Raw genomic sequence first — 21,599 nt, forward strand, 5'->3', positions numbered from 1 at the left:
TTTCCCACAAAAACCAGGGTGATGACCGCCACCACAAACAGAGCGTACAGGATTTTTCCTTACTGTTCTTTGAATCCTTTTGTCAGAGGAATCAGACATAACAGAAGAATGATTCCCACCAGACCAATCACAATTCCTGCAATCATATTGCTCCATACCATCGTCAGACACATGCCTACGCCAAGCGTCAATGCTCCAATAATTCCAAGCAGAACCGTTCCGATTGTTTTTCCCGACAGATGAATCGGATTTTTATTTTCCATCTTTCTCCAGACAAGTACCATAATTAAAAGGATCACCGCGCCGATAACGCCCATAACCACTCCCGGCTGGAAGGCATTCCACTCCGGTATCAATGCCATGCACATCCCAAGCGCAAAAAAAGATTCCCCCGATTGTTCCCAAAATCATTGCTACAAAACTACTTTTTTTCATGTTCTCTCTCCTCCTACTTTACCATTGCTTTCATCTGACGTGCTCTCTGTTCTTCTGCAAGTCTTGCTTTCGCCTCTTCAATCGACTCGCCGTCTTTTGTCAGGAACTGGTCCACAAAAGAATCCGATATTTTATTGACCCCTCCGACGGCGCCTTCCTCGATTTTTTTGTAACCGCCGACTACTCCTTCCTCAATCTTTTTGTAGCCGCCGACTACTTTTTCTGCTATTTTTTCATTCGCCTTTACAAGCCTTGATTTTGCCATTATCCTTTCCTCCTTCATTTATCTTCATCTGATGGTATAAGAATACAGCCCGAATATTGGCGAAACATTTCCGTTTTGTTTGCGAAATATTAAAAACCACTATAGTCACCAATAACACAAAAAAATAAGGAAGCTATATGCTTCCTCAGAAAATAGTATTTTTCAAGAAACACCGGAGCATTATCTGCCCCGGTGTTTCTCTTTTTTCTTTTGCTGCTTCAGTTCAAACTTACGCTTCGTTTCAATCAGTTTTTTCTCCCGGCCTCTCACTTTGTATTCTTGTTTGACCTGTTCCTGCTGTAATTTTAAAGCCTGCTGTGATTTCGTCCCAATACCTGTATTTTGCAGTTGTTTCCCTGCATCACGCCGTATTCTTTTAGGGTTCTTTTTGCTCTCCCTGACAGCAGTTTCCACAGCCGGGCTGAATTGCAAACAATCATAGCGTCTCAGTATAAACTCATAAATTTCGTAGTCCTTTGGTTCAGATCCAAATGTAACTTTCATCGCAGATAATTTTCCATCCTCGATGCGCTCAAAAACACCTACCCAAAATGGATCTTCAAAATAAACTATTAGTTTGCCACTCACTTTGCCCATGACAATCCCTCCTTAGTAAATTGTAATGAGCAAAGAATGGACAACCCGGAGGGGCAGGTTACTTACCCTGCATATGCAGGACGGCCGGGCTACCTACCGGCTCTGGTATGTATTACTACATACGTTGCGTTTTTATCTTTGCTTTTTATATAATCATGCCATACTGTCAGGATTAACTAAATATGTAAATTTCTGCTTCTGAAATACTCCTGCATAAACGCTCTCAATTCTTTGTTCTTATCGACATCCGCCCCATCTTGTGGTATAAAATCATCAATATACATGCTTCTGTTGCTTGGTCCCGGACAGGGTTTGGCATAATGCCCTCTATCAGCCCAGGCCACATAATCTGCTCCATGTTCAATGAGCAAATCAAGAATTTTTGCAAGTTGCTTTCGCACTGCCTTCTGGGATTGCGGGTATACACTCGGTCGTTCAAATAACAATTCGGCCTGGCTTACGGCCCAGTTCATTGCATCGTATCCATTTGATGCCAGCTTATTAACATCTGCGCCTTTTTCCACAAGCTTCTCAATGTAACCAAATGCAATCTCTGATTCATCAAATCTTTTATAACACAGCGAAATCACCGCAGCGCTAATCGCATCAAACAAAACCGGCGCCCGTAATCCAGGGTCTTCATCTTCGGCTTCCATAAAGTTTACATCCGCTCCATGTTCAATCAAATAATCGGCAATTTCAAATTTTCCAGCTTTAAGCGCAACCTGCAGCGGAGACTGCCCGTGATCTTTTTTCGGCAATGCTCCAGAAACGCAATTAACCACCTCCGGCTTTCGTTCAATGATACGCTTTACTTCATCAAGCTTTCCTTGACGGATAACAATAAACAATTTTTTCATTTTCTGTTTTTATGCACTCCTCAAATTCAGTTTTATCTATCTTCTCGCAAACCTGTATTTCCCTTTCCCGTGACCGGACACCGGCTCTATTATTTCTGCCCTCAGCAGTTTAGCAAGCAGCTTGGAGGCACTTGAATTCTGAAGTCCAAGCAGTTCACCAACTGCGGTTCGCCCAAAAATCATATCAAAACCGAACTTGTCATACACTCTATAAATATGAGAAATTGTCTTTTCCGAAAAATCTGTCGCTTTCACCGCAATCAGACTTTCAATGTCTACTTTCGAACTCTGAATGTCTCCTTTCCCTTCTCCAATGTCTACTTTTTGCATCTTCCAAAGTCCACTTATATGCAAATATCGGTTATGAAGTTCATTTTTTTCATTCAGAAGCAGATTCCTTAAAAACAATTCCAGATACTCTGTTGTTCTCGTATTGCCCTCGCCAAAGATATGAATCTGCCATAATCTTGAGACCAATACCGCCAGATGATGGATAATCTCATTCATCGAAAGGCCTTTATAACTGAACTCTCTCTCCTGAGAAAAATCATATTCCAGTGTAGCCCTTAACTCAGAGGCGCTTCCATATAAGACCGTTCCCCCGTCCAGAACCCACTCTTAATACGTTTATCCATGCGCATTCTCCGATACAAGCTCTGCTTTACAACATTGTACAATGTTTCCATAAAAAGAAAAAACACCCCAAATCCGCTGTCTAACGAATTTGAAGCGTTTCTCAAGACCTGCCGCAGACCGGAATCGAACCGGTACGGGAGGATAAGTCCCGCAGGATTTTAAGTCCTGTGCGTCTGCCAGTTCCGCCACTGCGGCAAAGTGGATGGAGGTGGATTCGAACCACCGAAAGCGTTGCTAACAGATTTACAGTCTGCCCCCTTTGGCCACTCGGGAATCCATCCTTATGATACAGGGTATCATGCCCTGCCAATAACTATTTATACCACATTCCAAAGAAAAACGCAAGGAAAATTTCCCTTGCGCTTTCTTTTGTATCATAAATCTTAATCCTAACCGTTGGTTATCAGGTTCCATCAGCCGTCTCAGAGCCTTCGATCATCTCTCCGGCCTCCACCTTGTTAATCATGTCCGCAATCTCGGCCACAGTGTCTTCATTCGGGATCGTCACATAAAGATACTGACTTCCGGTCGAATAGCACATCTCCTGACCGCCGATACCGTCGGCTGCCATCGAGTAGATCTGCCAGTCTGAGTGATCGCTGAGCTGCTGTTTGATCAGTGCCCGGATCTGTTTCATGGACATATTTGTCTCTACACTGTCGGCTGCCTCGTTAAGGATATCAGCCGCCTTTACGATCATGGATGGAGATACCATCTTTTTGATCATTGCGGTAATCAGTGCCTCCTGATTCTTTCCACGCTGATTGTCGCCGTCTACAAGCGCATGACGCTCTCTTGCAAACGCAAGTGCCTCCTGACCGTCCAGGTGATTCGTGCCTTCCTGAATTTCAACAACAGCTCCGGCGTCGGTGCCTGTTGTGAAGGCATATTCAGACTCTACGTCTACACCTCCCAGAATATCAATAATATTGATAAAGGAGGTAAAATTCAGTCTCCCATAGAATGGAATTGATACCTGATACAGCTCTTCCAGTGTATCAATCGAAACATCCACCCCGTAATTTCCTGCATGTGTCAGTTTATCCTTCATGCCGCCGGAAATACCCGGAATCTCCACATAGTAGTCTCGCGGAGTCGTTACCAGCAGAATCTGATGCGTTGTCGGGTTGACCGTGGCGATGATATTAACATCACTTCGACTGGAATCCTCCACATTTCCGTAGATATCAATACCGCTGATATACACGGTAAACGGCTCTGACTGAACCGGAACATCCAGAGAAACATCCTGCGTCTCTTCTACTGTATATTCGTAAATCACCCTTGTATTGGAGCCAAAGCCTTCTGACGCTTTCTCCATCGTATTCTGATAGTTGGAATCATAAACAATGATATCGATCTCTTCATCCATCAGAGCCTGCGCCATCTCTTCCATATTATCAAACACTTCGGTATCGATGCTCTTTTTCAACTGCTTATTGATATTAGAAAGCGCTTTATCAGTGTTTTCTCCATCCGTTGCATACTGGATTCCAAACACATAATCTTCTGCGTCGCTCAGCTCTTCTGCCTTGTCACTTTCTCTTACGACCGCAACCATCTTATGACTTTCCGATCCGCCGCCTGCAATGCTCAGGAGCGCCCCGCCGGTTTTATAAACATAAAAAGATCCGACAGCCAGAACAATCGTCATCAAAAAACTGAATACCTTGCCGACAATCTTGCCCTTTCCCCGTACAGCCAGCTGTGAAATCAATGTGATTCCAAGCAGTACCAGAAGTACTCCCGCGATTCCCAGAAGGTATTCCATAAGCAGAATATCCATCCAGCACAGAAGCCACAAGAATGCCAGAGATGCCGCAAGCTGAAATGCGAAAAATACCATACCTCTGGCTGCACCAGCGCGCTCGGCTTTTCGTTCTTTACGTCTTCCGATCTCCTTCAATCTTCTTGCCCGTTTTTCCTCCTCCGTAAGTCTGTCAGGAATCTTCCGTCTTGTCCCCTCTGTCTTTCGCTTTCTTGTCGTTGTACGTTCCTGTCCCTCATCCAAATTATAGTCTGAATCGGACTTCTTCTGACCGGATGCGTCCGCACGCCTTTTTTGCCGGCGTACCGGTCTGTTCTCTGGAAGCTTTCCGTTTCCACTCTCTTTCTGGACCATAGTTCTTTTATCCTTTCGTAGGTCTTTCCTGCGTCTGTTCGCACTTGTACTATTTTATAACTTTTACTACATCTATGCCGGTTTGTCAAGTTTTTGGCTAATATTCACGCTTTTTTAAAATTATTGCGGAATGTTTCCCCATATTAAGGACAATCTCGCCGTTTTCTATAATATACTCTTCAAACTCTGTTGTATATCCTTCATCATATGTATAGATCAGCCTTCTCATAAATCCCTGCATCGGAATCTCTGCCGGCCAGACCGGTACGCGGACTGTTGCCGCCTCGCTTCTGTTGTTCACGATAACAACAAACTGTCTTCTGTCATTGAAGCGCGCATAGGCAAGAATCCCTTCTTCCCAGGTCAGCATCTTGAGCGATCCTGTCCGGAATGCGCGGTAACGTTTGTGAATAGCGATAACTTCCTTGTGGAAAGCAATCATCTCTTTATCTTCATTTCCCCACGGGTATGTTCTCCGGTTGTCCGGATCTGTAAATCCGTATACCCCGGCCTCATCGCCATAATAGATTGTCGGCGCTCCTACCCAGGTCATCTGCATCACGACAGCTTCTCTCATGATAGCCGGATTCGTATAGATCTCTGCCGCTTCATGTCCCAGCTGGTCAACACGTCCCACCATATGATTCGTCCGTGTCAGGAAACGGGAATGGTCATGGTTTGACAGTTCATTCATTGCCGTCATAAGTGACGGAGTCGGCATTGCTGCCATATGGTGCGTAATGGAATTGATAAAATAATCCGCATTGTCACACAGATCCGGCCGGCTGAAATCGCTGTGCTTTTCCATACCGGTTAAAAACCAGGTCAGCGGTTCCATAAACGCATCGTAATTCATGACTGTATCCCATTCATCTCCCTGAAGCCATTCTTTCGGATCTCCATAGTGCTCCGCAAGAATAATCGCCTGCGGATTCGCACTTTTGACAGCCATCCGGAAGCGTTTCCAGAAATCGTGATTGTATTCCTTTGACATCCCAAGATCAGCCGCTACGTCCAGTCTCCATCCGTCCACATTATACGGCGGCGAAACCCATTTTTTCCCGATCCTGAGAATATAGTTTTCCAGTTTTACGGACTCTTCATAATTCAGCTTTGGCAACGTTTCATGACCCCACCAGCCGTCATAGTTTCCGTTATCCGGCCATGCGCCCGGATCTTCGTTATAAAACTTGAAGAAGTCCCGGTACGGGCTGTCCGCTGAAATGTATGCGCCCGGCTCATACGTTCCTTCTTTCAGGTAGATCTTTTCTCTGTCCATCCACTTGTTGAAGGATCCGCAGTGATTAAAAACTCCGTCAAGAATGACTTTCATGCCGCGTCTGTGAATCTCCTCGACCACATGGGCAAAAAACTGATTGCTTGCCTCCAGATTTGCCCTTCCGGCACTTCGTACCTGATATTTTGTCGCCTGACTGTTGTCCGCACACCCCTCCGGAAGGATCTCTCCGCCGTCTTTTACGATCCTGCCAAAGTGCGGATCAATATAATCATAATCCTGAATATCGTATTTGTGATTAGACGGCGAAACGAACAGCGGGTTAAAATATATGACTTCAACACCGAGCTCCTGCAGGTAGTCAAGCTTATCAAGCACTCCCTGAAGATCCCCGCCGTAAAATTCACGGATCGCCATCGCCTTGGCCGGTTTCTGGTTCCAGTCTTCTACTTTCTCGGATCTGGCTCCAAGATAATAGTATTCCCCTGTCACAACATCATTATCCGGATCTCCATTATAAAAACGGTCCGTATAGATCTGATACATTACCGCCCCTTTGGCCCATTCCGGTGTGGAGAAGTTGGGAATCAACACAAACTCGTAGGTCTTCATCGGCTCTTCGACTACCCCGTAGCGGTTAAAATACACCACTTCTCCATCATTTCCCCGAATTTCAAAGTGATATTTCAAAGGCTCGTTTCCTATCTGAATACGGGTATTATAATAATCAAAAACTTCTGATGACTGCCCTTTTTCCATAGAAAAACAGGCCTCACTTGTGACCACTTTTACTTCCTGCACATCATCTTTCGCCGTTCGGAATCTTAAAATTATCTTCTGATTTTCTACCGGTTCCGGCGGGATGACATATACTCCCGTCCCATCACAAAATAATGCCTGTTTATTCATAAACATACTCCCTTTCTTCCCGTATCTACTCCGGCAGCATCTGTTCTTCCTGAGAGCTTTCTGTAAATAAACTTTCAAACTCTTCTCTGGAAATTTTTTCTTTTTCCAGAAGGAGAGATGCACACTTGTGTAATACGTCCATATGCTCATTTATTATTGTCTTTGCTTCTTCATAACATTCGTCAATAATTCGTTTCACTTCCTCATCAATCTTCCCTGCAACCGCTTCACCGTAGCCCCTTGTATGGGCAAGGTCTCTTCCTATGAAGACTTCGTCGCTGTCATTGTCATAATTGATCAAGCCGACCTCCTTTGACATGCCGAACTTGGTCACCATCGCTTTTGCGAGGCTTGTAGCCTGTTTAATATCCTGTGACGCTCCTGTCGTAATGTCATCGAAGATGATTTCTTCAGCCACCCGGCCTCCAAGGGAAACCGTGATGTCCTGAAGCATTTTCCCTTTTGTGTTGAACATTTCGTCCTTTTCCGGAAGCGGCATCGTATATCCTGCCGCACCGTTTCCTGTCGGAATGATGGAAACCGTATAGACCGGCCCAACATCCGGTAGGAGATGGAACAGGATCGCGTGTCCTGACTCATGGTAGGCCGTAATCCTCTTTTCCTTGTCTGAAATCACACGGCTCTTCTTCTCCGCGCCGATTCCGACTTTGACAAATGCCCGCCGGATATCCTCCTGTGTAATGTACATGCGGGCCTGCTTTGCCGCGTAAATCGCGCTTTCATTGAGCAGGTTTTCCAGATCCGCCCCGGTAAATCCGGCTGTCGTCTGCGCGATCTGCCGCAGATCAACGTCATCTCCGAGCGGCTTGGATCTTGCGTGTACGGCAAGAATCTCAAATCTTCCCTGTACATCCGGACGTCCTACGAGAACCTTTCTGTCAAATCGTCCCGGACGCAGGATTGCTGGATCCAGAATATCTACCCGGTTCGTCGCAGCCATGACAATGATGCCCTCATTGACTCCGAATCCGTCCATCTCCACAAGGAGCTGGTTCAGTGTCTGCTCTCTTTCGTCATGTCCGCCTCCCATACCGGTTCCTCTGCGTCTTGCAACAGCGTCAATCTCATCGATAAAAATAATACACGGTGCATGTTTCTTGGCATCTTCAAACAGATCTCTTACCCGGGATGCTCCGACTCCGACAAACATTTCCACGAAGTCTGAACCGGAAATCGTAAAGAACGGTACATCCGCCTCTCCGGCTACAGCCTTCGCAAGCAGTGTCTTACCTGTTCCCGGAGGTCCTTCCAGCAGTACTCCTTTCGGAATTCTCGCCCCTACCTGAATATATCTTTGAGGATTTTTCAGAAAATCCACAATTTCCTCAAGTTCCTCTTTTTCCTCTTTGAGTCCTGCCACATCATCGAATGTGACTTTTTTGTCTTTATCCGTACTCATTCTGGCCCGGCTCTTTCCGAAATTCATTGCTTTGGCACCCGCTCCTCCGTCAGCTGCGCCGCTCTGTCTTCGCATAAATGCGAAAAGCAGGAAAATCGCGCCTACCATAATGATCGTTGGAAGAATCGATGTCAGAAATACATTTTCACCCGGTACTTCACTTAACTCACAGCTGATTCCTTCACTTTCCAGATAATTCTGTTCGTTCTGAACATTGGAAATATTGACATACCGGTATTCTCCGGAATCTTTCATCAAAAGTTCAACCTGACCCGTCGGAACTGCCTGATCCTGATAGATGACAGCGCTTTCCACCCGGTTCCCTTCGACGGCCTCATGGTATTCATCCAGCGTCAGCGTCCTGCTTCTCTGCTGTGACTGATTGGTTACCCAGAAAGCAAGGAAGATCAGCACGATGAATATCAGTACTGATACGCTGCCGAAGCCTCTGTTCTTTTTATTATTCAACCTTCCTTTTTCTCCTTTCTATTCTACTCCTTCGACCACTCCGATATACGGAAGGTTCCGGTACTTCTGGTCATAGTCAAGACCGTAGCCGACTACAAATTCATCCGGAATATTAAAGCCGACATAGTCAACGTGAACATCTTTCACGCGGCGTTCCGGTTTGTCCAGAAGTGTACAGATATGCATGCTTTTCGGCCCTCTTTCGTTTAAAATTTTCATCAGATGAAAAAGCGTGCGGCCGGAATCGATGATATCCTCCACAATAATCACATCTTTCCCCTCAAGCGGTTCATCCAGATCCTTCACGATCTTTACCACGCCGCTTGATTCCGTGCCTGATCCATAGCTGCTGACACTCATAAAATCCATGGAAACCGGAACTGTAATTCTCTTTGCAAGTTCACACATAAAAAAGACCCCGCCTTTCAGGACGCAGATCAGATGTACATGCTTTCCGGCATAATCTTCACTGATCTTCTTTCCAAGCTCCTCGATCCTTTGATTTACCTGCTCCTCCGGAACCAATACTTTAATTGTCTCTGCCATTTTTTTCTCCTCCGTAAATCTCTATTTGTACTATTTTTACTGTTCTTTCCGTAATCTGATACGCTTTATTCTGCCGGTACCCGACGATCCAGACGATCTCATTCCCGTCTGCAATCAGCGGAATTTCATCTCGTTTGCCGGCCGGAACCTTCTGATTAATAAAAAATTTCTTTAAAGTCTGACGCTTTCCGTCTGCGGTGACCGTAATATAGTCACCCTCCCGGCGTGTCCGCATGACAAGTCTGCCTTTTATTATATCATAATCAAACCATTTCGTGTAGGGGGTATCTGGCCACTTTTCGCCCTCCCGGCGGTCAAAGACCTGCATTTTAAACCCGATTTCCGGTTTTTTCTCCAGCTGTTCTCCCATCTTCTCTTTTTTCTGTATCAATACTCCTTCGTATGTCCGAAGTGCTCTGACTCCGTAAGGAAGTGATAGGCTTCTCCCCGGCTGTTTTTCCATAAGCCCGTGGATATCCTGCACATGAACCGCCCGCAGATTTTTTTCACCTGCGCACACCTCGCAGAGTACAGAACGGATAACTTCCTCCCGGAACACCTTCGGAACTCTTTCCAGTTCCGCTTTCCGGATGAGCTTTCCGCCGTCTGTTTCCTTCACACATTCTTTAATATATGTTCCCGTTTCGGCTTCCATATATTCCCACAACTCAGACATTTTTTCCGCCATTCTGGAAATATGTTCTGCCGTTCCCGGATTGATCTCATTTAGTTCTTTCATGACTCTGTTGCGGATCCGGTTTCTTGTGTAAGCATCCTCCAGGTTGGTCGCGTCGATTCTCCACGGAATCCCCTGCTCTTTCAGCGCCGCCTCGATTTCTGCCTTTCCCACGCAGAGGAGGGGATGAATCAGTTCCCCGAAGACCGGGAGAATCCCCCGCATCCCCTTTACCCGGCTTCCCCTGCATAGATTCATAATGACAGTCTCCGCATTATCGTCCTGATGGTGGGCAAACGCGATTTTGTCCGCATGCTCTTCCACCATCACCTTGCGCATGGCTTCCCGGCGGACTTCCCGGCCCGCCTCCTCCTGGGAGCATTTTCTCTTTTCCGCCTCTTTTGCCACATCAATCCGAAACACACGGCATGGGACGTTCTGCTGCCTGCATAGTTCTTCCACAAACCGTTCGTCCGCGTCGGCCGCCTCTCCCCGCAGCATGTGATTGACGTGAACCGCTGTGACCCGGATTCCCATTGTCTTTTGCAGGCTCAAAAGTACAAAAAGCAGGCATACCGAATCAGCTCCTCCGGATATACCTGCAACTATATGTTCCCCTCGCTCTATCATATTCCATCGTCTTAGATAGGATTCCACTTTTTTCTGCAATCCTTCCCGTTTTTTCTCTTCAGCCACGTCGTTTTCTCCTGTATCTCTTTTTCTTCATCTTATATAATAATTCCGTAAAAAGCAAGTTATATTCTCCAGATTCCCACAACCAGCACGGTCATGTCGTCCATCGGCTCTTCCCCCGTCCACTCCAGCACCTGTTCCAGGATGTGGTGCGCCATTTCTTTCGGATTGTTCAGGCTTGTTCCTCGGATGATAGTGTCCAGAAGAAACTCCTGCTCCCCTACCGGAAGCGCATCCATGATGCCGTCTGTAATCATAATGACGAAATCCCCGCTCTGCAAATGCTTATGTACGCTCTGGATTTCCAGATCCTGAATCACCCCGAGGGGAAGATTGGTAGAGCAGATCCTCTCCACTCCATTTTGATGGCGGATAAAAGTTGTGGACGCCCCTGCTTTTAAAATATCCACGGTCCCCTCATACAGATCGAAAATGCTGATGTCAATGGTGGAAAAACGGATCTCCTCCCGGCCGATCACCAGCGCCGTATTCATCATCTCCAGAGCTGTCCGCGCCGGAAATCCCGCCTCCAGAAGTTCCTCCAGCATATCCACTACCATGGCGCTCTCCCGGTATGCCTCCTCTCCGGAACCCATGCCGTCAGAAAGAACCGCTCCCTGTTTTCCTGCCGGAAGCTCCATCATGGAAAAGCTGTCCCCGGAAATATCCGCACACCCCTTTCCGATCTTTGCCACTCCCTGAAGCGTATAGTAGTGCTGCATCTCCAGGAAAATAATGGTCGCATACTCCTGCCCCAGCGATCTTCTCTCGTCTTTTGCCGGCTCCATGATCCGTCCGGTGCAGGCCGACAGCACCCGTGCCAGTTCTTTCGTGCTGACGCACTGTCCTTTCCCCGCCTTTGCAGTCAGATGGATTTCATATCTTCCCTGCGGTGTCATCAAAAAGACCATGCTCAGTATCCGCATATTCTCGTTTTTCAGCTTTGTCCTGATCCGCTTTTCCAGACGCTCATCCGAAAAAATACTCGCGTCCAGCTCCCTTGTCGCATGCCGGATCAGTCGCGCAAAGGCGTCCAGTTCCACCGCGCATCCTTCTCTGCTCTGTACAATACGATTGGTCCAGAACATCGCCTGCTTGGCATCCTGAAATGTTTCCATCGTCTCACGTAGAAACCGCGGCGCCAGGATACAGTATCTTTGAAGCCTCTTTTTCAGATCCATATTCAGTTCCGCTCCGTATTCATCCGCAGTTTTTAAAATTTCATATACCATCTGATGCGTCCGCACCCTGTTTTCTCCCAGACACCAGGACCGGTTTTCACAGTTTCTGCACACGTTCTCAGATACCCTGGAAAACATTTCTTCCACCTCGCCGGAGGTAAACTGCCCTTTCCTTTCTTCCATTCTGAAAAACGTATCCGCCAGATGCTCCAGCGATCTCCCGAATTTCTCCATCTGCTCCACATAAGGATTCATCATACAACTCTTCTTTTCCATCTTCTGCCCCTTCTTATATCTGTATCGTGAAAAGACTTTGCCTGAATAGAATAAAAAACAGCTTCGGGAAATCAGTCTTTCCCAAAGCTATCTTCTGTGTGCAATGTCATATCATTATTCCTCAGCTTTAAAGAGAATTTCATTCTCCTTTACCATGCCGAGCTTGTCTCTGGCCGTATCTTCGACGTACTCATCCGTCCCTACATATTCTTTGTACTCTTCGATCTCTTCTGTGCGCTGCTTCTCTGCCTTCTTCTCTTTTTCCAGCTCTGTGATCTGCGCATTTTTGTCTTGCAGTTCAGCTCCGAGCGAAATGCTGTGCACGGTCGTCACCGCCGTAAGCACAAGCAGAATACAGGATATAAATACAACGCTTCCTTTATATCTGGAAAACCGCGGTCCCTTCTGAGACGTGCGTGTTTTTTTCTTAAAAATCTTCATCTTTACCTCACCGTAGATTCAGGTTGTTCCAGGTTATACATATAATAGTATCCTTTTTCCCACGATTAATCAACTCTTTTTCCGTGTTTTCCAGTTTTTTTCTCAAAAATCTTTCCGCAGAACTTGCCGGTTTTTGACAAAACCGCAAAAAAGGCGACTGCTCCTGCCACAGTTCCCGCGATAAAGTACCACCGGATTTCTCCGGAACTTGTCTGAAAGATTTCGCCAAACAGATAGAATCCGCAAAACAGCCAGTACAGAAAATCTTCGGCGGAAACGACAATAGAATGATGCCGGATAATCCTCCGGAAAAGACGCAGCACCTCATATACCCCACAGAGGAACATCCCTGAAAAAAATGCTCTTAAAAATGCATCCGCCTCGACTCCCAGCCCGCTCATCGCCCGCCTCCTAATGGAACAGGCGCGCAAGAAGTTTTCCGCCCTGTTTGGTCGTCTGTTTCATATCTGAATATGTAATGCTGTCAATATTTCCGGAAAGGTCGACTTCTCCCTTTTCCAGACTGAGCCGGTTGACATGGAGGTCGCTCCCTTTCACCATCATCATCCCCTGTTCTGTCTCCAGGAGAATCTCATTCAGATCAAAGGACAGGACATCCAGCACTCCGGTCACAAGACTTGTCTTTCTGTTATTGACAACCAGTTTGTGTGCTTTCCGGACCTGTGCCTCTTCTGTAACGCTCATCATACCGCTGCTCATCATCATCTTCTCTCAACCTCTCTTTCGTTGTCAGCCTGTCTGCTTCTTCCAACGTGCTTCTGAGATATACTATGAATCCGCGCCCGCCTTTATTCCTTTTCTGAATTAAATATAACGGAAAAGCTCTTTTGCCTCTTCCTTCTTCGTCGTATCCTGAATATCCAGTACTTCCGCCTTTACTGCTTTCGTGCCGAACTGAATCTCGATCACGTCACCTTTTTTTACCTTTGTAGATGCCTTCGCCGGCTTGCCGTTTACCGTAACTCTGCCCGCGTCGCACGCTTCATTTGCAACGGTGCGCCGTTTGATCAGACGTGAAACTTTTAAAAATTTGTCCAGTCTCATAACTGCCTCCTGTATCTTTAATATAGTAACAAAATAGAGGGCCTGACAGCCCTCTATTTCCGTTCATAAATATCTTATGCGTTGATTGCGTCTTTTAATGCTTTTCCAGCTTTGAATTTAGGAGCTTTGCAAGCTTCGATCTTCATAGTCTTTCCTGTCTGAGGATTTCTTCCTTCTCTTGCTGCTCTTTCGCTTACTTCAAAAGTACCAAATCCTACTAACTGGATCTTTCCGCCAGCTTTTAACTCGTCTGTTACAACGTCGATGAATGCTTTTAATGCTTTTTCAGAATCTTTTTTGGAAATTTCTGCCTTTTCTGCCACTGCTGCGATTAATTCTGTTTTGTTCATAAATACTTATCCTCCTATTTTCCCGTTATAAAAGTATCTTTCTGATCTCTTATGATCTAACTTTCCAAACCCTTGATTTTCGTGGGCTATCTTCATTAAAAGTTATAACGGTTTCTTGTATATTTGTCAAGTGAATTATAGTGCTGCGCCCCTGTTTTCCGCAGGTTTCACAAAGTTTTCTGATATTTTAAAGCATATTGTCGATCATTTCCAGAACAGCTTTCCCAAGAGCCTCTGACTTGGCATCTGCGTCCTCAAGAGAAGTGCCCTTGATGCCATAGTAGAACTTCACTTTCGGCTCTGTTCCGGATGGTCTTACGCAAAGCCATGCGTCGTCTGTCAGATCGTAGTAGAGAACATTGGACTTCGGAAGTCCTGTTGCTGTCACTTCGCCTGTTGCCAGATCTTTGATCGTATCTGCGTTGTAATCACGGGCTTTTAATACCTGGTATTCTCCCACTTTGACCGGAGGATTATTCCTCAGCGTCTCAAGAATCGCCTGGATCTTTTCCAGTCCTTCGATTCCTTTCATTGTGATGGACTGGATGCTGTCCTTGTAGTAGCCGTATTTGTTATACATATCGATCATGGCATCCCACAGTGTCTTGCCCTGTGTCTTATAGTAAGCCGCTGCCTCGCACAGTGCCATGGTTGCTACAATCGCGTCTTTATCTCTTGCATGGGTTCCGATCAGACATCCGTAGCTTTCTTCAAAGCCGAATACATACTCGCCCTTTCCTGTCGTTTCAAATCCGAGAATCTGCTGTCCGATGTACTTGAATCCTGTCAGAACTTCGATCAGTCTGAGGCCGTATGACTTTGCAATGGCGTCTGCCATATTGGTCGTAACGATCGTCTTGATCAGGCAGCCGTCCTCCGGCAGTCCTTTTAACGCCTGTCTCTGACTGATCTCATATTCAGCAAGAAGGCATCCGGACATATTTCCTGTCAGCACCTTATACTCGCTGGACTTCGTATCTTTTACATAAACACCAAGACGGTCAGCATCCGGATCTGTCGCAAGAACAAGATCTGCGTCCACCTCTTTTGCCAGTTTCAGTCCGAGTTCAAATGCCTCTTCGGATTCCGGGTTCGGGTAGGATACCGTCGGGAATTCGCCGTCCGGCAGCTCCTGCTCTTTTACTACATATACATTTTCAAATCCGAGCTCTTTTAATACTCTTCTTGCAGGGATATTTCCTGTACCGTGAAGAGGGGAATATACGATCTTGAGCTCTTTGCCGACCTGATCAATGGCATCCTGATGCAGTACCTGTTTTTTCAGCTCTGCGATATAAGCATCGTCAATCGCCGCTCCGATGACTTCGTAAAGGCCTGCTTCTTTGGCAGCCTCTTTGTCCATCGTCTTAACAGTGGCAAAATCTGTCACTGCCTTTACCTCGTCCATGATACCTTTGTCGTGAGGAGGTGTAATCTGCGCGCCGTCCTCCCAGTATACTTTATATCCGTTGTATTCCGGCGGGTTATGGCTTGCTGTGATATTGATTCCGGCAATGCATCCTAACTTTCTCACCGCGAATGAAAGCTCCGGAGTCGGTCTGAGACTTTCAAATACATAAGCCTTGATTCCGTTTGCCGCAAGGCAGAGCGCTGCTTCATCCGCAAATTCCGGGGACATCCGTCTGGAATCGTATGCAATCGCAACGCCCTGTGCCTGCGCACCTTTTCCGGCGATGTAGTTTGCCAGTCCCTGGGTTGCCTTACGTACCGTATAGATATTCATACGGTTCGTTCCTGCGCCGATGACTCCGCGGAGTCCTGCTGTACCGAACTCCAGATCCTTATAAAAACGGTCTTCGATTTCTTTTTCATTGGATTCGATCTCTTTTAACTCTGCTTTTGTCTCAGCGTCAAAGTATGTACTTGTCAACCATTCATCGTATTTTTCACGATATCCCATATCTTTGTACCTCCTGATTGGTCTTCTATGCTGTCTATTATACACCACTCTTATCTAAATGGAAAGAAAATATCTGTTCTAAAAACGCCTTCTTTACCTCGTTCTGCTCAATGGAAAGCCGCAGTTTTTCGACACTTTTGGAAGAAATCCATGCTTTGTTGGAATTATAGTACGTGTTGGCGCATTTCCAGAATTTCTCCGGATAGGAAAGCCGGAGCGCAATGTATTCTTTTTCTTCTTCTCTGAGGGGATTGACCGCACAGTATGCCCGCAGAATCTCCGCACCGAGTTTTTCATTCCACTGATGCTTTTCCATAACTTTCCGGAGAAAATAATAAAGATCCGACGGCTGAATGTCTCTGCCCACATGTTCAAAGTTCACCACTGTCATGCCGTCCGGAGCAATCAGAATATTGTGGTAATTGTATTCTCCATGGACAAAACTTCCTTTTTCTCTGCTCTGTTCCATCAGCTGCCGGTAGGCCGAATCCTCAAGACGCTGCTCCACCCTGGCCGCCACGCAGTACATAGCCTCAAAATATTCCAGGAATCTGCTTTCAAACTCCCCTTTGATTGTCTTTTTCCGGATAAAATTCCATACTTTCTTCAGTTCTCTGTTATGTCTGCGGTACTCATCCACAAGATCCGGTTCCCGGAATCCTTCCCTGCACCGGGGAAATTCCATCAGCCTGTGAACTTTGGCCAGCAGCTTTGCCGACTCCAGAATTTCCGAGTGTTTCCGGACGTCGCACTCTCGTCCCTGATACCACGCTTTCAGATAATAAGATACCCCGTCCTCAGAGACTGTCAGAAACTCTCCTTCTTTATTCGGAATCAGCTCATCGCACTTCAGATGTTCCTGATTTTTCATCGCTTTATGGATTTCATTCATAACTAAAATGCGCGGCTTTGATAATGCCGCCTGTTTCAAAAGCATCAGACCCCGATCCGTCTCACACAGGATGGCACCCCTCACTTTTCGGACATTGTCCACTTGTATCGGATATTGTTCCAGTACCTCTAAATCATAATCACCCATAACTGCCCCCTGCCTTCTGATTCAATCGTCTTTCTAGCTTATGAATGCGGGGGATTAAATAGAACCGGTTCAATCATTCTCCATCAGTATGGCAGACAGAAGCTATACAAAGAGACAGCCGTGATAATGCTGGTGCACGCCAGCTATCACGGCTGTCTTTTTGTTTTGTATCTTTGTACTATAAATGATTCATATTGGCCGCCCGGGTAATCAGGTAGTCTTTTTGATTTTTCTCCGGATCTTCCAGCACCTCTTCAAGAAGAGCATTCAAAATCTCTCCCATCTGCGGTCCCGGACTGATTCCGGCATCGATCAGATCTTTCCCTGTCACAGCAAGTTCTTTCAGCGATACGCATTCGCCCTCATCCACAATCTCCTGAAAGCACTTTGCAACGCCTTCAATATCTGAAATCTTATCGTCTCTGTGATACAGGCTCTGTGCCAGAGTATCTGCCATCCGGATTTCCAGATAGTAAGGGAACAGATCTTTTCCGATCTTGTTCACCGCCCTGCGGACCAGTCTCCGGTTCGGCGGCATCCGGTAGTCATGGTAGTAGACAAGTTTTGACACCTTCCGGATCGTATCATTATCAAATTTCAGCCGTCGCATGATCTCTTTTGAAATCCGTTCGCTTCCGATGGCATGTTTCTTGAAATGGGCAGTTCCGTCCGGATCCATCGTCTTGTATTCCGGCTTGCCCATGTCATGGAACAGCATGGAAAGGCGGAGAATCCGGTCTGCGCGGATATGCTTTAATGCCTCCACTGTATGCACGCCTACGTTATACATATGGTGCGGCGTCTCCTGTGTTGTCTCCATCATCCGGTCAAATTCCGGAAGAATCACTTTGGTGATGCCAAGTTCCCACGCCGTCAGCATCTCTTCCGGGTGCGGTGACACGAGAAGCTTTACAAGCTCGCTCTGAATCCGCTCCGCGCTGATTTTGACAAGGGTTCCGGCAAGCGCGCCCGCTGCCTCCTTTGTCTTCTCTTCCATGGAAAATCCAAGCTGTGCTGAAAATCGGACAGCCCGCAGAATCCGGAGTGCATCCTCCGTAAACCGCTCACGGGCATCTCCCACGCACCGGATGATCCCTTTTTGCAGATCCTCCTGTCCTCCGAACAGGTCACAAAGGCCGTCTTCATCGTTGTATGCCATGGCATTGATCGTAAAATCCCGTCTCTTGAGGTCTTCTGCAAGCTTTCCTGTAAACCAGACTTCTTTTGGGTGCCTTCCGTCTTCGTACTCGCCGTCAATCCGGTATGTCGTTACTTCAAATCCTTCTTTTTCTGCCAGAACAGTCACTGTGCCGTGCTCGATTCCGGTATCCACCGTCCGCCGGAAGATCTGCTTGATCTCTTCCGGCTTTGCGGACGTTGTGATATCCCAGTCCTCCGGCTCCCTTCCCAGTATCGAGTCTCTGACACATCCGCCCACTGCGTACGCGTCAAAGCCCTGTTCTTTGAGCTTTCGGATGATCCACTGCACTTTTTCCGGCAGTCTGATCCTGACCTGTTCCATTTTAGTATGCTTTACCCCAGAAAACTTTGTGTTTTGCCGGTTTTCCGCAGTAAATACATCTGTCGGAAATCGGCTCTTCATCTTCGATCAGACATCTGGATCCGGCTCCGCCTGTCTCTGCCTTGATCGCTTCTTCACAGCTTTCATCTCCACACCACATCGCTTTGATGAATCCTCTGTTGTCCTTGAATTTTGCAACCATTTCATCCATGGTCTCTGCCTCATCGATGTGGCCGTCCAGGAATGCTTTTGCTCTTGTATACATATCCTGCTGAATTGTCTCGAGAAGTTCCGCCAGTGCTGCCGGTACCTCGTCGATTGCTACAACAGTCTTCTCTCTTGTGTCACGTCTTACAAGGACTGCCTGACCGTTTTCGATATCTTTCGGTCCAAGTTCCACACGTACCGGAATTCCAAGCATCTCCTGCTCGCTGAATTTCCATCCCGGACTCTTTTCGGACTCGTCGATGTCTGCACGTAATCCTTCTGCGCGGATCGCTGCCAGCAGCTCTTCTGCACGGTCAAGAACACCTTCCTTGTGCTGTGCCACCGGGATCACGCGTACCTGTTTCGGAGCGATTCTTGGCGGAAGCACCAGGCCGCTGTCATCGCCATGTACCATAATGATCGCACCAATAATTCTTGTAGAAAGTCCCCAGGATGTTTCATAAACACTGTGGAGCTCATTGTTCTTATCCAGATATTTGATGTCGTATGCATCCGGGAATCCATTTCCGAAGAAGTGGCTTGTCGCGGACTGAAGTGCCTTTCCATCATGCATCAGCGCTTCTACTGTGTATGTGTCTTCTGCACCTGCAAACTTCTCACTTTCTGTCTTTCTTCCAGCTACATATGGAATCGCAAGAGACTCGCTGATGAAGTCTTTGTAGACCTTCCACATCATAAGTGTTCTCTCTTCTGCTTCCTCGTAAGTTGCGTGGATGGTATGTCCTTCCTGCCACAGGAACTCTCTGGAACGAAGGAATGGACGTGTCGTCTTTTCCCATCTCAGTACGGAATTCCACTGGTTCCATACTTTCGGAAGGTCACGGTAAGACTGCACGATACGGCTCCACAGATCACAGAACAGTGTCTCTGATGTCGGACGGATCGCATATCTTTCCTGTAATCTCTCTGTTCCGCCATGTGTCACCCATGCAGCTTCCGGAGCGAATCCTTCTACGTGATCCGCTTCTTTCTGAAGCAGATTCTCCGGAATCAGCATCGGAAGGTATACGTTCTCTACTCCTGTATCTTTAAATCTCTTGTCCAGATCTGCCTTGATATTTTCCCAGATTGCATATCCATTCGGCAGATAGTTCAGGCATCCTTTCACGCTGGAATAGTCGCAAAGCTCTGCCTCTCTCACCACATCCGTGTACCACTGAGCGAAATCTTCATCTCTGGATGTGATAGACTTTACAAATTTTTTGTTGTCCTTTGCCATGTCGCATTCTCCTCTCAATCAATATTTTTCACAGCTTCCAAGGACTTCTGCCCCCTGTTTTTAGAACGAAGTTTTCTGTTAAATAAACAAAAACACCGGGCATCCGTCCCAAACAGGGACCGGATGTCCGGCGGTACCACCCTCATTAACCACAAAATCTGCGGCTCACTTCATTGATCATTAACGCTGATAAAACGCTGTACTTTTCATACAGGAACTCCAGGTCCGGTTCAGCCGTGATCCGTCAAAGGCTCGCACCACCCGCCTCTTCTCTGAAACTTCTCTTAGGCTTACTATTCCCCTTCATCGTTCATTTATTCGGCTTTCGCCATGAAATTATTCAAATTTTACCCGAAAAAACCGGGAGTGTCAAGTAAAACGCATTGATTGCCACTATTTTGCCCGTTTTTGTGTTACTGTTCACACCGTACTCAGCAGAAGAAAGATGCAGAGTCATGCTTGCATGTACGATACATCTTCCTTCTGTTGAGTACGGGTGGAACTCATAACGTTTTTGTACATGGTATGTCATGGTTTTTACAATTTCTTTTTCTTTTCTTCTATGCTATGATTAGAAAAAGAAAGGAGTGCAGTATAATGAGTGAAATCACAAAACTACACACTTCTATGAAAATCACACCCTCCAGCACCGGAATCAATCAAAGAGTCCTTAATGAAATCTCCTCATTGGCCCAGAAGTACAACATTCGGCAAGTTATTCTGTTTGGCTCCCGTGCAAGAGGAGATTTTTCCCCAACCAGTGACATTGATCTTGCGGTAAGCGGCGGAAATATAGCCCGTTTTTCTTTGGATCTGGATGAAGAAACTTCTACGCTGTTAAAATATGATATTGTTGATCTGGAACGGGCAATGCAGCCCGAATTACGCGAGTCTATAAAAAAGGAGGGGAAAACACTCTATGAAAAAATATGATAATTTTTGTTCCGCTTTATCAAACATGAAGCAGATATATAAATATACTGAACCTTATGAATGATGATACGGTTATTCTTACTGGCTTGGTCGGGTTATATGAAATCTGTTTCGAGCAGTCATGGAAAATGATGAAAGAAATCCTTTCTATGCATGGTTATGAAGCCAGTGCAACAGGATCACCTAAAATTATTCTAAAAACTGCTTATCAGGCTGGTATGATCAAGGACGAAGAATTATGGCTACGCGCCTTACAGGAACACAATAATGTTGCACATTCATACAATGAAGACATTGCTCTGGAAATTGTGTCTCAGGCAAAGGAATCTTTCTATGCAATGTTTTGCAACTTAAAAAATGAAATAGACGCTAACTGGCTGTAGTTTCGTAATCTATGATAAATTTTCGTAAGGAGTGATCAAATGAAACCAATAAAGCAGACACTCATCAGCTTTATCGTATTTTTGATTTCGTATGCTGCTATGACTTTGATACTGACTCACTCTATTGACATCAAAATTCTTGCTGTCTTATCTATCTTTTACTTGATTTTAAACCTC

The 21,599-nt window shown here is 46.2% G+C and carries 22 protein-coding genes, 2 tRNA genes and 1 other annotated feature; of the genes, 2 read left to right on the plus strand and 22 right to left on the minus strand.

Annotated elements, in window-relative coordinates:
* Positions 1-59: 59 nt before the first annotated feature.
* The 22 genes from H6A32_RS09830 to proS form a co-directional block, all read right to left on the minus strand.
* The gene (locus H6A32_RS09830; protein WP_346342267.1) at positions 60-362 is read right to left on the minus strand and encodes a hypothetical protein; all 303 of its coding nucleotides are present in this window, start codon (positions 360-362) and stop codon (positions 60-62) included.
* Positions 363-448: 86 nt separating this feature from the next.
* On the minus strand, positions 449-700 hold the full coding sequence (locus tag H6A32_RS09835; RefSeq protein ID WP_138373582.1) for a hypothetical protein: 252 nt from the start codon (positions 698-700) through the stop codon (positions 449-451).
* 180 nt (positions 701-880) lie between these two features.
* Positions 881-1,297 (minus strand): YjdF family protein, encoded by a 417-nt coding sequence (locus H6A32_RS09840; RefSeq protein ID WP_204864250.1) that lies wholly within the window; start codon positions 1,295-1,297, stop codon positions 881-883.
* Between the two features lie 176 nt (positions 1,298-1,473).
* Positions 1,474-2,157, minus strand: a complete 684-nt coding sequence (locus tag H6A32_RS09845; RefSeq protein ID WP_204864251.1) for an ankyrin repeat domain-containing protein — start codon at positions 2,155-2,157, stop codon at positions 1,474-1,476.
* A 36-nt stretch (positions 2,158-2,193) separates the two neighbouring features.
* Positions 2,194-2,664 (minus strand): hypothetical protein, encoded by a 471-nt coding sequence (locus H6A32_RS09850; protein WP_346342268.1) that lies wholly within the window; start codon positions 2,662-2,664, stop codon positions 2,194-2,196.
* A gap of 237 nt (positions 2,665-2,901) precedes the next feature.
* Positions 2,902-2,988: transfer RNA gene (locus H6A32_RS09855), tRNA-Leu, on the minus strand.
* 4 nt (positions 2,989-2,992) lie between these two features.
* A tRNA-Tyr gene (locus H6A32_RS09860) sits at positions 2,993-3,074 on the minus strand.
* A gap of 122 nt (positions 3,075-3,196) precedes the next feature.
* Positions 3,197-4,915, minus strand: a complete 1,719-nt coding sequence (locus H6A32_RS09865; protein ID WP_243424891.1) for an LCP family protein — start codon at positions 4,913-4,915, stop codon at positions 3,197-3,199.
* A gap of 97 nt (positions 4,916-5,012) precedes the next feature.
* Positions 5,013-7,061, minus strand: a complete 2,049-nt coding sequence (locus H6A32_RS09870) for a glycoside hydrolase family 13 protein (RefSeq protein ID WP_087168866.1) — start codon at positions 7,059-7,061, stop codon at positions 5,013-5,015.
* A gap of 25 nt (positions 7,062-7,086) precedes the next feature.
* Entirely contained in the window at positions 7,087-8,949 is a 1,863-nt protein-coding gene (gene ftsH, locus H6A32_RS09875) for an ATP-dependent zinc metalloprotease FtsH (RefSeq protein WP_191434556.1), read from the minus strand.
* 18 nt (positions 8,950-8,967) lie between these two features.
* The gene (gene hpt / locus H6A32_RS09880; protein WP_087168827.1) at positions 8,968-9,495 is read right to left on the minus strand and encodes a hypoxanthine phosphoribosyltransferase; all 528 of its coding nucleotides are present in this window, start codon (positions 9,493-9,495) and stop codon (positions 8,968-8,970) included.
* Positions 9,479-10,867: a tRNA lysidine(34) synthetase TilS gene (gene tilS, locus H6A32_RS09885; RefSeq protein ID WP_204864252.1), complete on the minus strand. Its 1,389-nt coding sequence runs from the start codon at positions 10,865-10,867 to the stop codon at positions 9,479-9,481. The genes hpt and tilS overlap by 17 nt, the downstream gene beginning before the upstream one ends.
* 59 nt (positions 10,868-10,926) lie before the next feature.
* Positions 10,927-12,321: a SpoIIE family protein phosphatase gene (locus H6A32_RS09890; RefSeq protein WP_204864253.1), complete on the minus strand. Its 1,395-nt coding sequence runs from the start codon at positions 12,319-12,321 to the stop codon at positions 10,927-10,929.
* Between the two features lie 114 nt (positions 12,322-12,435).
* Positions 12,436-12,762: an FtsB family cell division protein gene (locus H6A32_RS09895; protein WP_087168829.1), complete on the minus strand. Its 327-nt coding sequence runs from the start codon at positions 12,760-12,762 to the stop codon at positions 12,436-12,438.
* 65 nt (positions 12,763-12,827) lie between these two features.
* On the minus strand, positions 12,828-13,163 hold the full coding sequence (gene yabQ / locus H6A32_RS09900; protein WP_087168830.1) for a spore cortex biosynthesis protein YabQ: 336 nt from the start codon (positions 13,161-13,163) through the stop codon (positions 12,828-12,830).
* A gap of 10 nt (positions 13,164-13,173) precedes the next feature.
* On the minus strand, positions 13,174-13,482 hold the full coding sequence (yabP, locus tag H6A32_RS09905) for a sporulation protein YabP (protein ID WP_243424892.1): 309 nt from the start codon (positions 13,480-13,482) through the stop codon (positions 13,174-13,176).
* 105 nt (positions 13,483-13,587) lie between these two features.
* Positions 13,588-13,842: an RNA-binding S4 domain-containing protein gene (locus H6A32_RS09910; RefSeq protein ID WP_118636889.1), complete on the minus strand. Its 255-nt coding sequence runs from the start codon at positions 13,840-13,842 to the stop codon at positions 13,588-13,590.
* A gap of 59 nt (positions 13,843-13,901) precedes the next feature.
* Positions 13,902-14,177, minus strand: a complete 276-nt coding sequence (locus H6A32_RS09915) for an HU family DNA-binding protein (protein WP_087168832.1) — start codon at positions 14,175-14,177, stop codon at positions 13,902-13,904.
* A 187-nt stretch (positions 14,178-14,364) separates the two neighbouring features.
* The gene (locus H6A32_RS09920; protein WP_204864254.1) at positions 14,365-16,098 is read right to left on the minus strand and encodes a phospho-sugar mutase; all 1,734 of its coding nucleotides are present in this window, start codon (positions 16,096-16,098) and stop codon (positions 14,365-14,367) included.
* A 37-nt stretch (positions 16,099-16,135) separates the two neighbouring features.
* Positions 16,136-17,137: a CotS family spore coat protein gene (locus H6A32_RS09925; RefSeq protein ID WP_118636892.1), complete on the minus strand. Its 1,002-nt coding sequence runs from the start codon at positions 17,135-17,137 to the stop codon at positions 16,136-16,138.
* A gap of 178 nt (positions 17,138-17,315) precedes the next feature.
* Positions 17,316-18,659 carry a CCA tRNA nucleotidyltransferase gene (locus H6A32_RS09930; protein WP_204864255.1) on the minus strand — a complete coding sequence of 448 codons (1,344 nt, stop codon included), beginning with the start codon at positions 18,657-18,659 and terminating at the stop codon, positions 17,316-17,318.
* A gap of 1 nt (position 18,660) precedes the next feature.
* Positions 18,661-20,106, minus strand: a complete 1,446-nt coding sequence (gene proS / locus H6A32_RS09935) for a proline--tRNA ligase (RefSeq protein ID WP_087168836.1) — start codon at positions 20,104-20,106, stop codon at positions 18,661-18,663.
* 111 nt (positions 20,107-20,217) lie between these two features.
* Positions 20,218-20,422: a binding site (T-box leader), on the minus strand.
* 281 nt (positions 20,423-20,703) lie between these two features.
* On the opposite strand from proS, the gene H6A32_RS09940 reads away from it, so the two are divergent.
* Both H6A32_RS09940 and H6A32_RS09945 read left to right on the plus strand, forming a co-directional pair.
* Positions 20,704-21,039, plus strand: a complete 336-nt coding sequence (locus tag H6A32_RS09940; RefSeq protein ID WP_243424893.1) for a nucleotidyltransferase family protein — start codon at positions 20,704-20,706, stop codon at positions 21,037-21,039.
* Between the two features lie 56 nt (positions 21,040-21,095).
* Positions 21,096-21,422: an HI0074 family nucleotidyltransferase substrate-binding subunit gene (locus tag H6A32_RS09945; protein WP_346342269.1), complete on the plus strand. Its 327-nt coding sequence runs from the start codon at positions 21,096-21,098 to the stop codon at positions 21,420-21,422.
* Positions 21,423-21,599 lie beyond the last annotated feature (177 nt).

The organism is Drancourtella massiliensis (assembly GCF_016900655.1).
Lineage (GTDB): Bacteria > Bacillota > Clostridia > Lachnospirales > Lachnospiraceae > Sellimonas > Sellimonas catena.

What these genes read in the sequence shown, in the direction of transcription:
- H6A32_RS09830 (WP_346342267.1), bottom strand. Translation starts at nt 362, where the DNA reads ATGGCATTGATACCGGAGTGGAATGCCTTCCAGCCGGGAGTGGTTATG.
- H6A32_RS09835 (WP_138373582.1), bottom strand. Translation starts at nt 700, where the DNA reads ATGGCAAAATCAAGGCTTGTAAAGGCGAATGAAAAAATAGCAGAAAAA.
- H6A32_RS09840 (WP_204864250.1), bottom strand. Translation starts at nt 1,297, where the DNA reads ATGGGCAAAGTGAGTGGCAAACTAATAGTTTATTTTGAAGATCCATTT.
- H6A32_RS09845 (WP_204864251.1), bottom strand. Translation starts at nt 2,157, where the DNA reads ATGAAAAAATTGTTTATTGTTATCCGTCAAGGAAAGCTTGATGAAGTA.
- H6A32_RS09850 (WP_346342268.1), bottom strand. Translation starts at nt 2,664, where the DNA reads ATGAATGAGATTATCCATCATCTGGCGGTATTGGTCTCAAGATTATGG.
- H6A32_RS09865 (WP_243424891.1), bottom strand. Translation starts at nt 4,915, where the DNA reads ATGGTCCAGAAAGAGAGTGGAAACGGAAAGCTTCCAGAGAACAGACCG.
- H6A32_RS09870 (WP_087168866.1), bottom strand. Translation starts at nt 7,061, where the DNA reads ATGAATAAACAGGCATTATTTTGTGATGGGACGGGAGTATATGTCATC.
- hpt (WP_087168827.1), bottom strand. Translation starts at nt 9,495, where the DNA reads ATGGCAGAGACAATTAAAGTATTGGTTCCGGAGGAGCAGGTAAATCAA.
- H6A32_RS09890 (WP_204864253.1), bottom strand. Translation starts at nt 12,321, where the DNA reads ATGGAAAAGAAGAGTTGTATGATGAATCCTTATGTGGAGCAGATGGAG.
- H6A32_RS09895 (WP_087168829.1), bottom strand. Translation starts at nt 12,762, where the DNA reads ATGAAGATTTTTAAGAAAAAAACACGCACGTCTCAGAAGGGACCGCGG.
- yabQ (WP_087168830.1), bottom strand. Translation starts at nt 13,163, where the DNA reads ATGAGCGGGCTGGGAGTCGAGGCGGATGCATTTTTAAGAGCATTTTTT.
- yabP (WP_243424892.1), bottom strand. Translation starts at nt 13,482, where the DNA reads ATGAGCAGCGGTATGATGAGCGTTACAGAAGAGGCACAGGTCCGGAAA.
- H6A32_RS09915 (WP_087168832.1), bottom strand. Translation starts at nt 14,177, where the DNA reads ATGAACAAAACAGAATTAATCGCAGCAGTGGCAGAAAAGGCAGAAATT.
- H6A32_RS09920 (WP_204864254.1), bottom strand. Translation starts at nt 16,098, where the DNA reads ATGGGATATCGTGAAAAATACGATGAATGGTTGACAAGTACATACTTT.
- H6A32_RS09925 (WP_118636892.1), bottom strand. Translation starts at nt 17,137, where the DNA reads ATGGGTGATTATGATTTAGAGGTACTGGAACAATATCCGATACAAGTG.
- H6A32_RS09930 (WP_204864255.1), bottom strand. Translation starts at nt 18,659, where the DNA reads ATGGAACAGGTCAGGATCAGACTGCCGGAAAAAGTGCAGTGGATCATC.
- proS (WP_087168836.1), bottom strand. Translation starts at nt 20,106, where the DNA reads ATGGCAAAGGACAACAAAAAATTTGTAAAGTCTATCACATCCAGAGAT.
- H6A32_RS09940 (WP_243424893.1), top strand. Translation starts at nt 20,704, where the DNA reads ATGAGTGAAATCACAAAACTACACACTTCTATGAAAATCACACCCTCC.
- H6A32_RS09945 (WP_346342269.1), top strand. Translation starts at nt 21,096, where the DNA reads ATGAATGATGATACGGTTATTCTTACTGGCTTGGTCGGGTTATATGAA.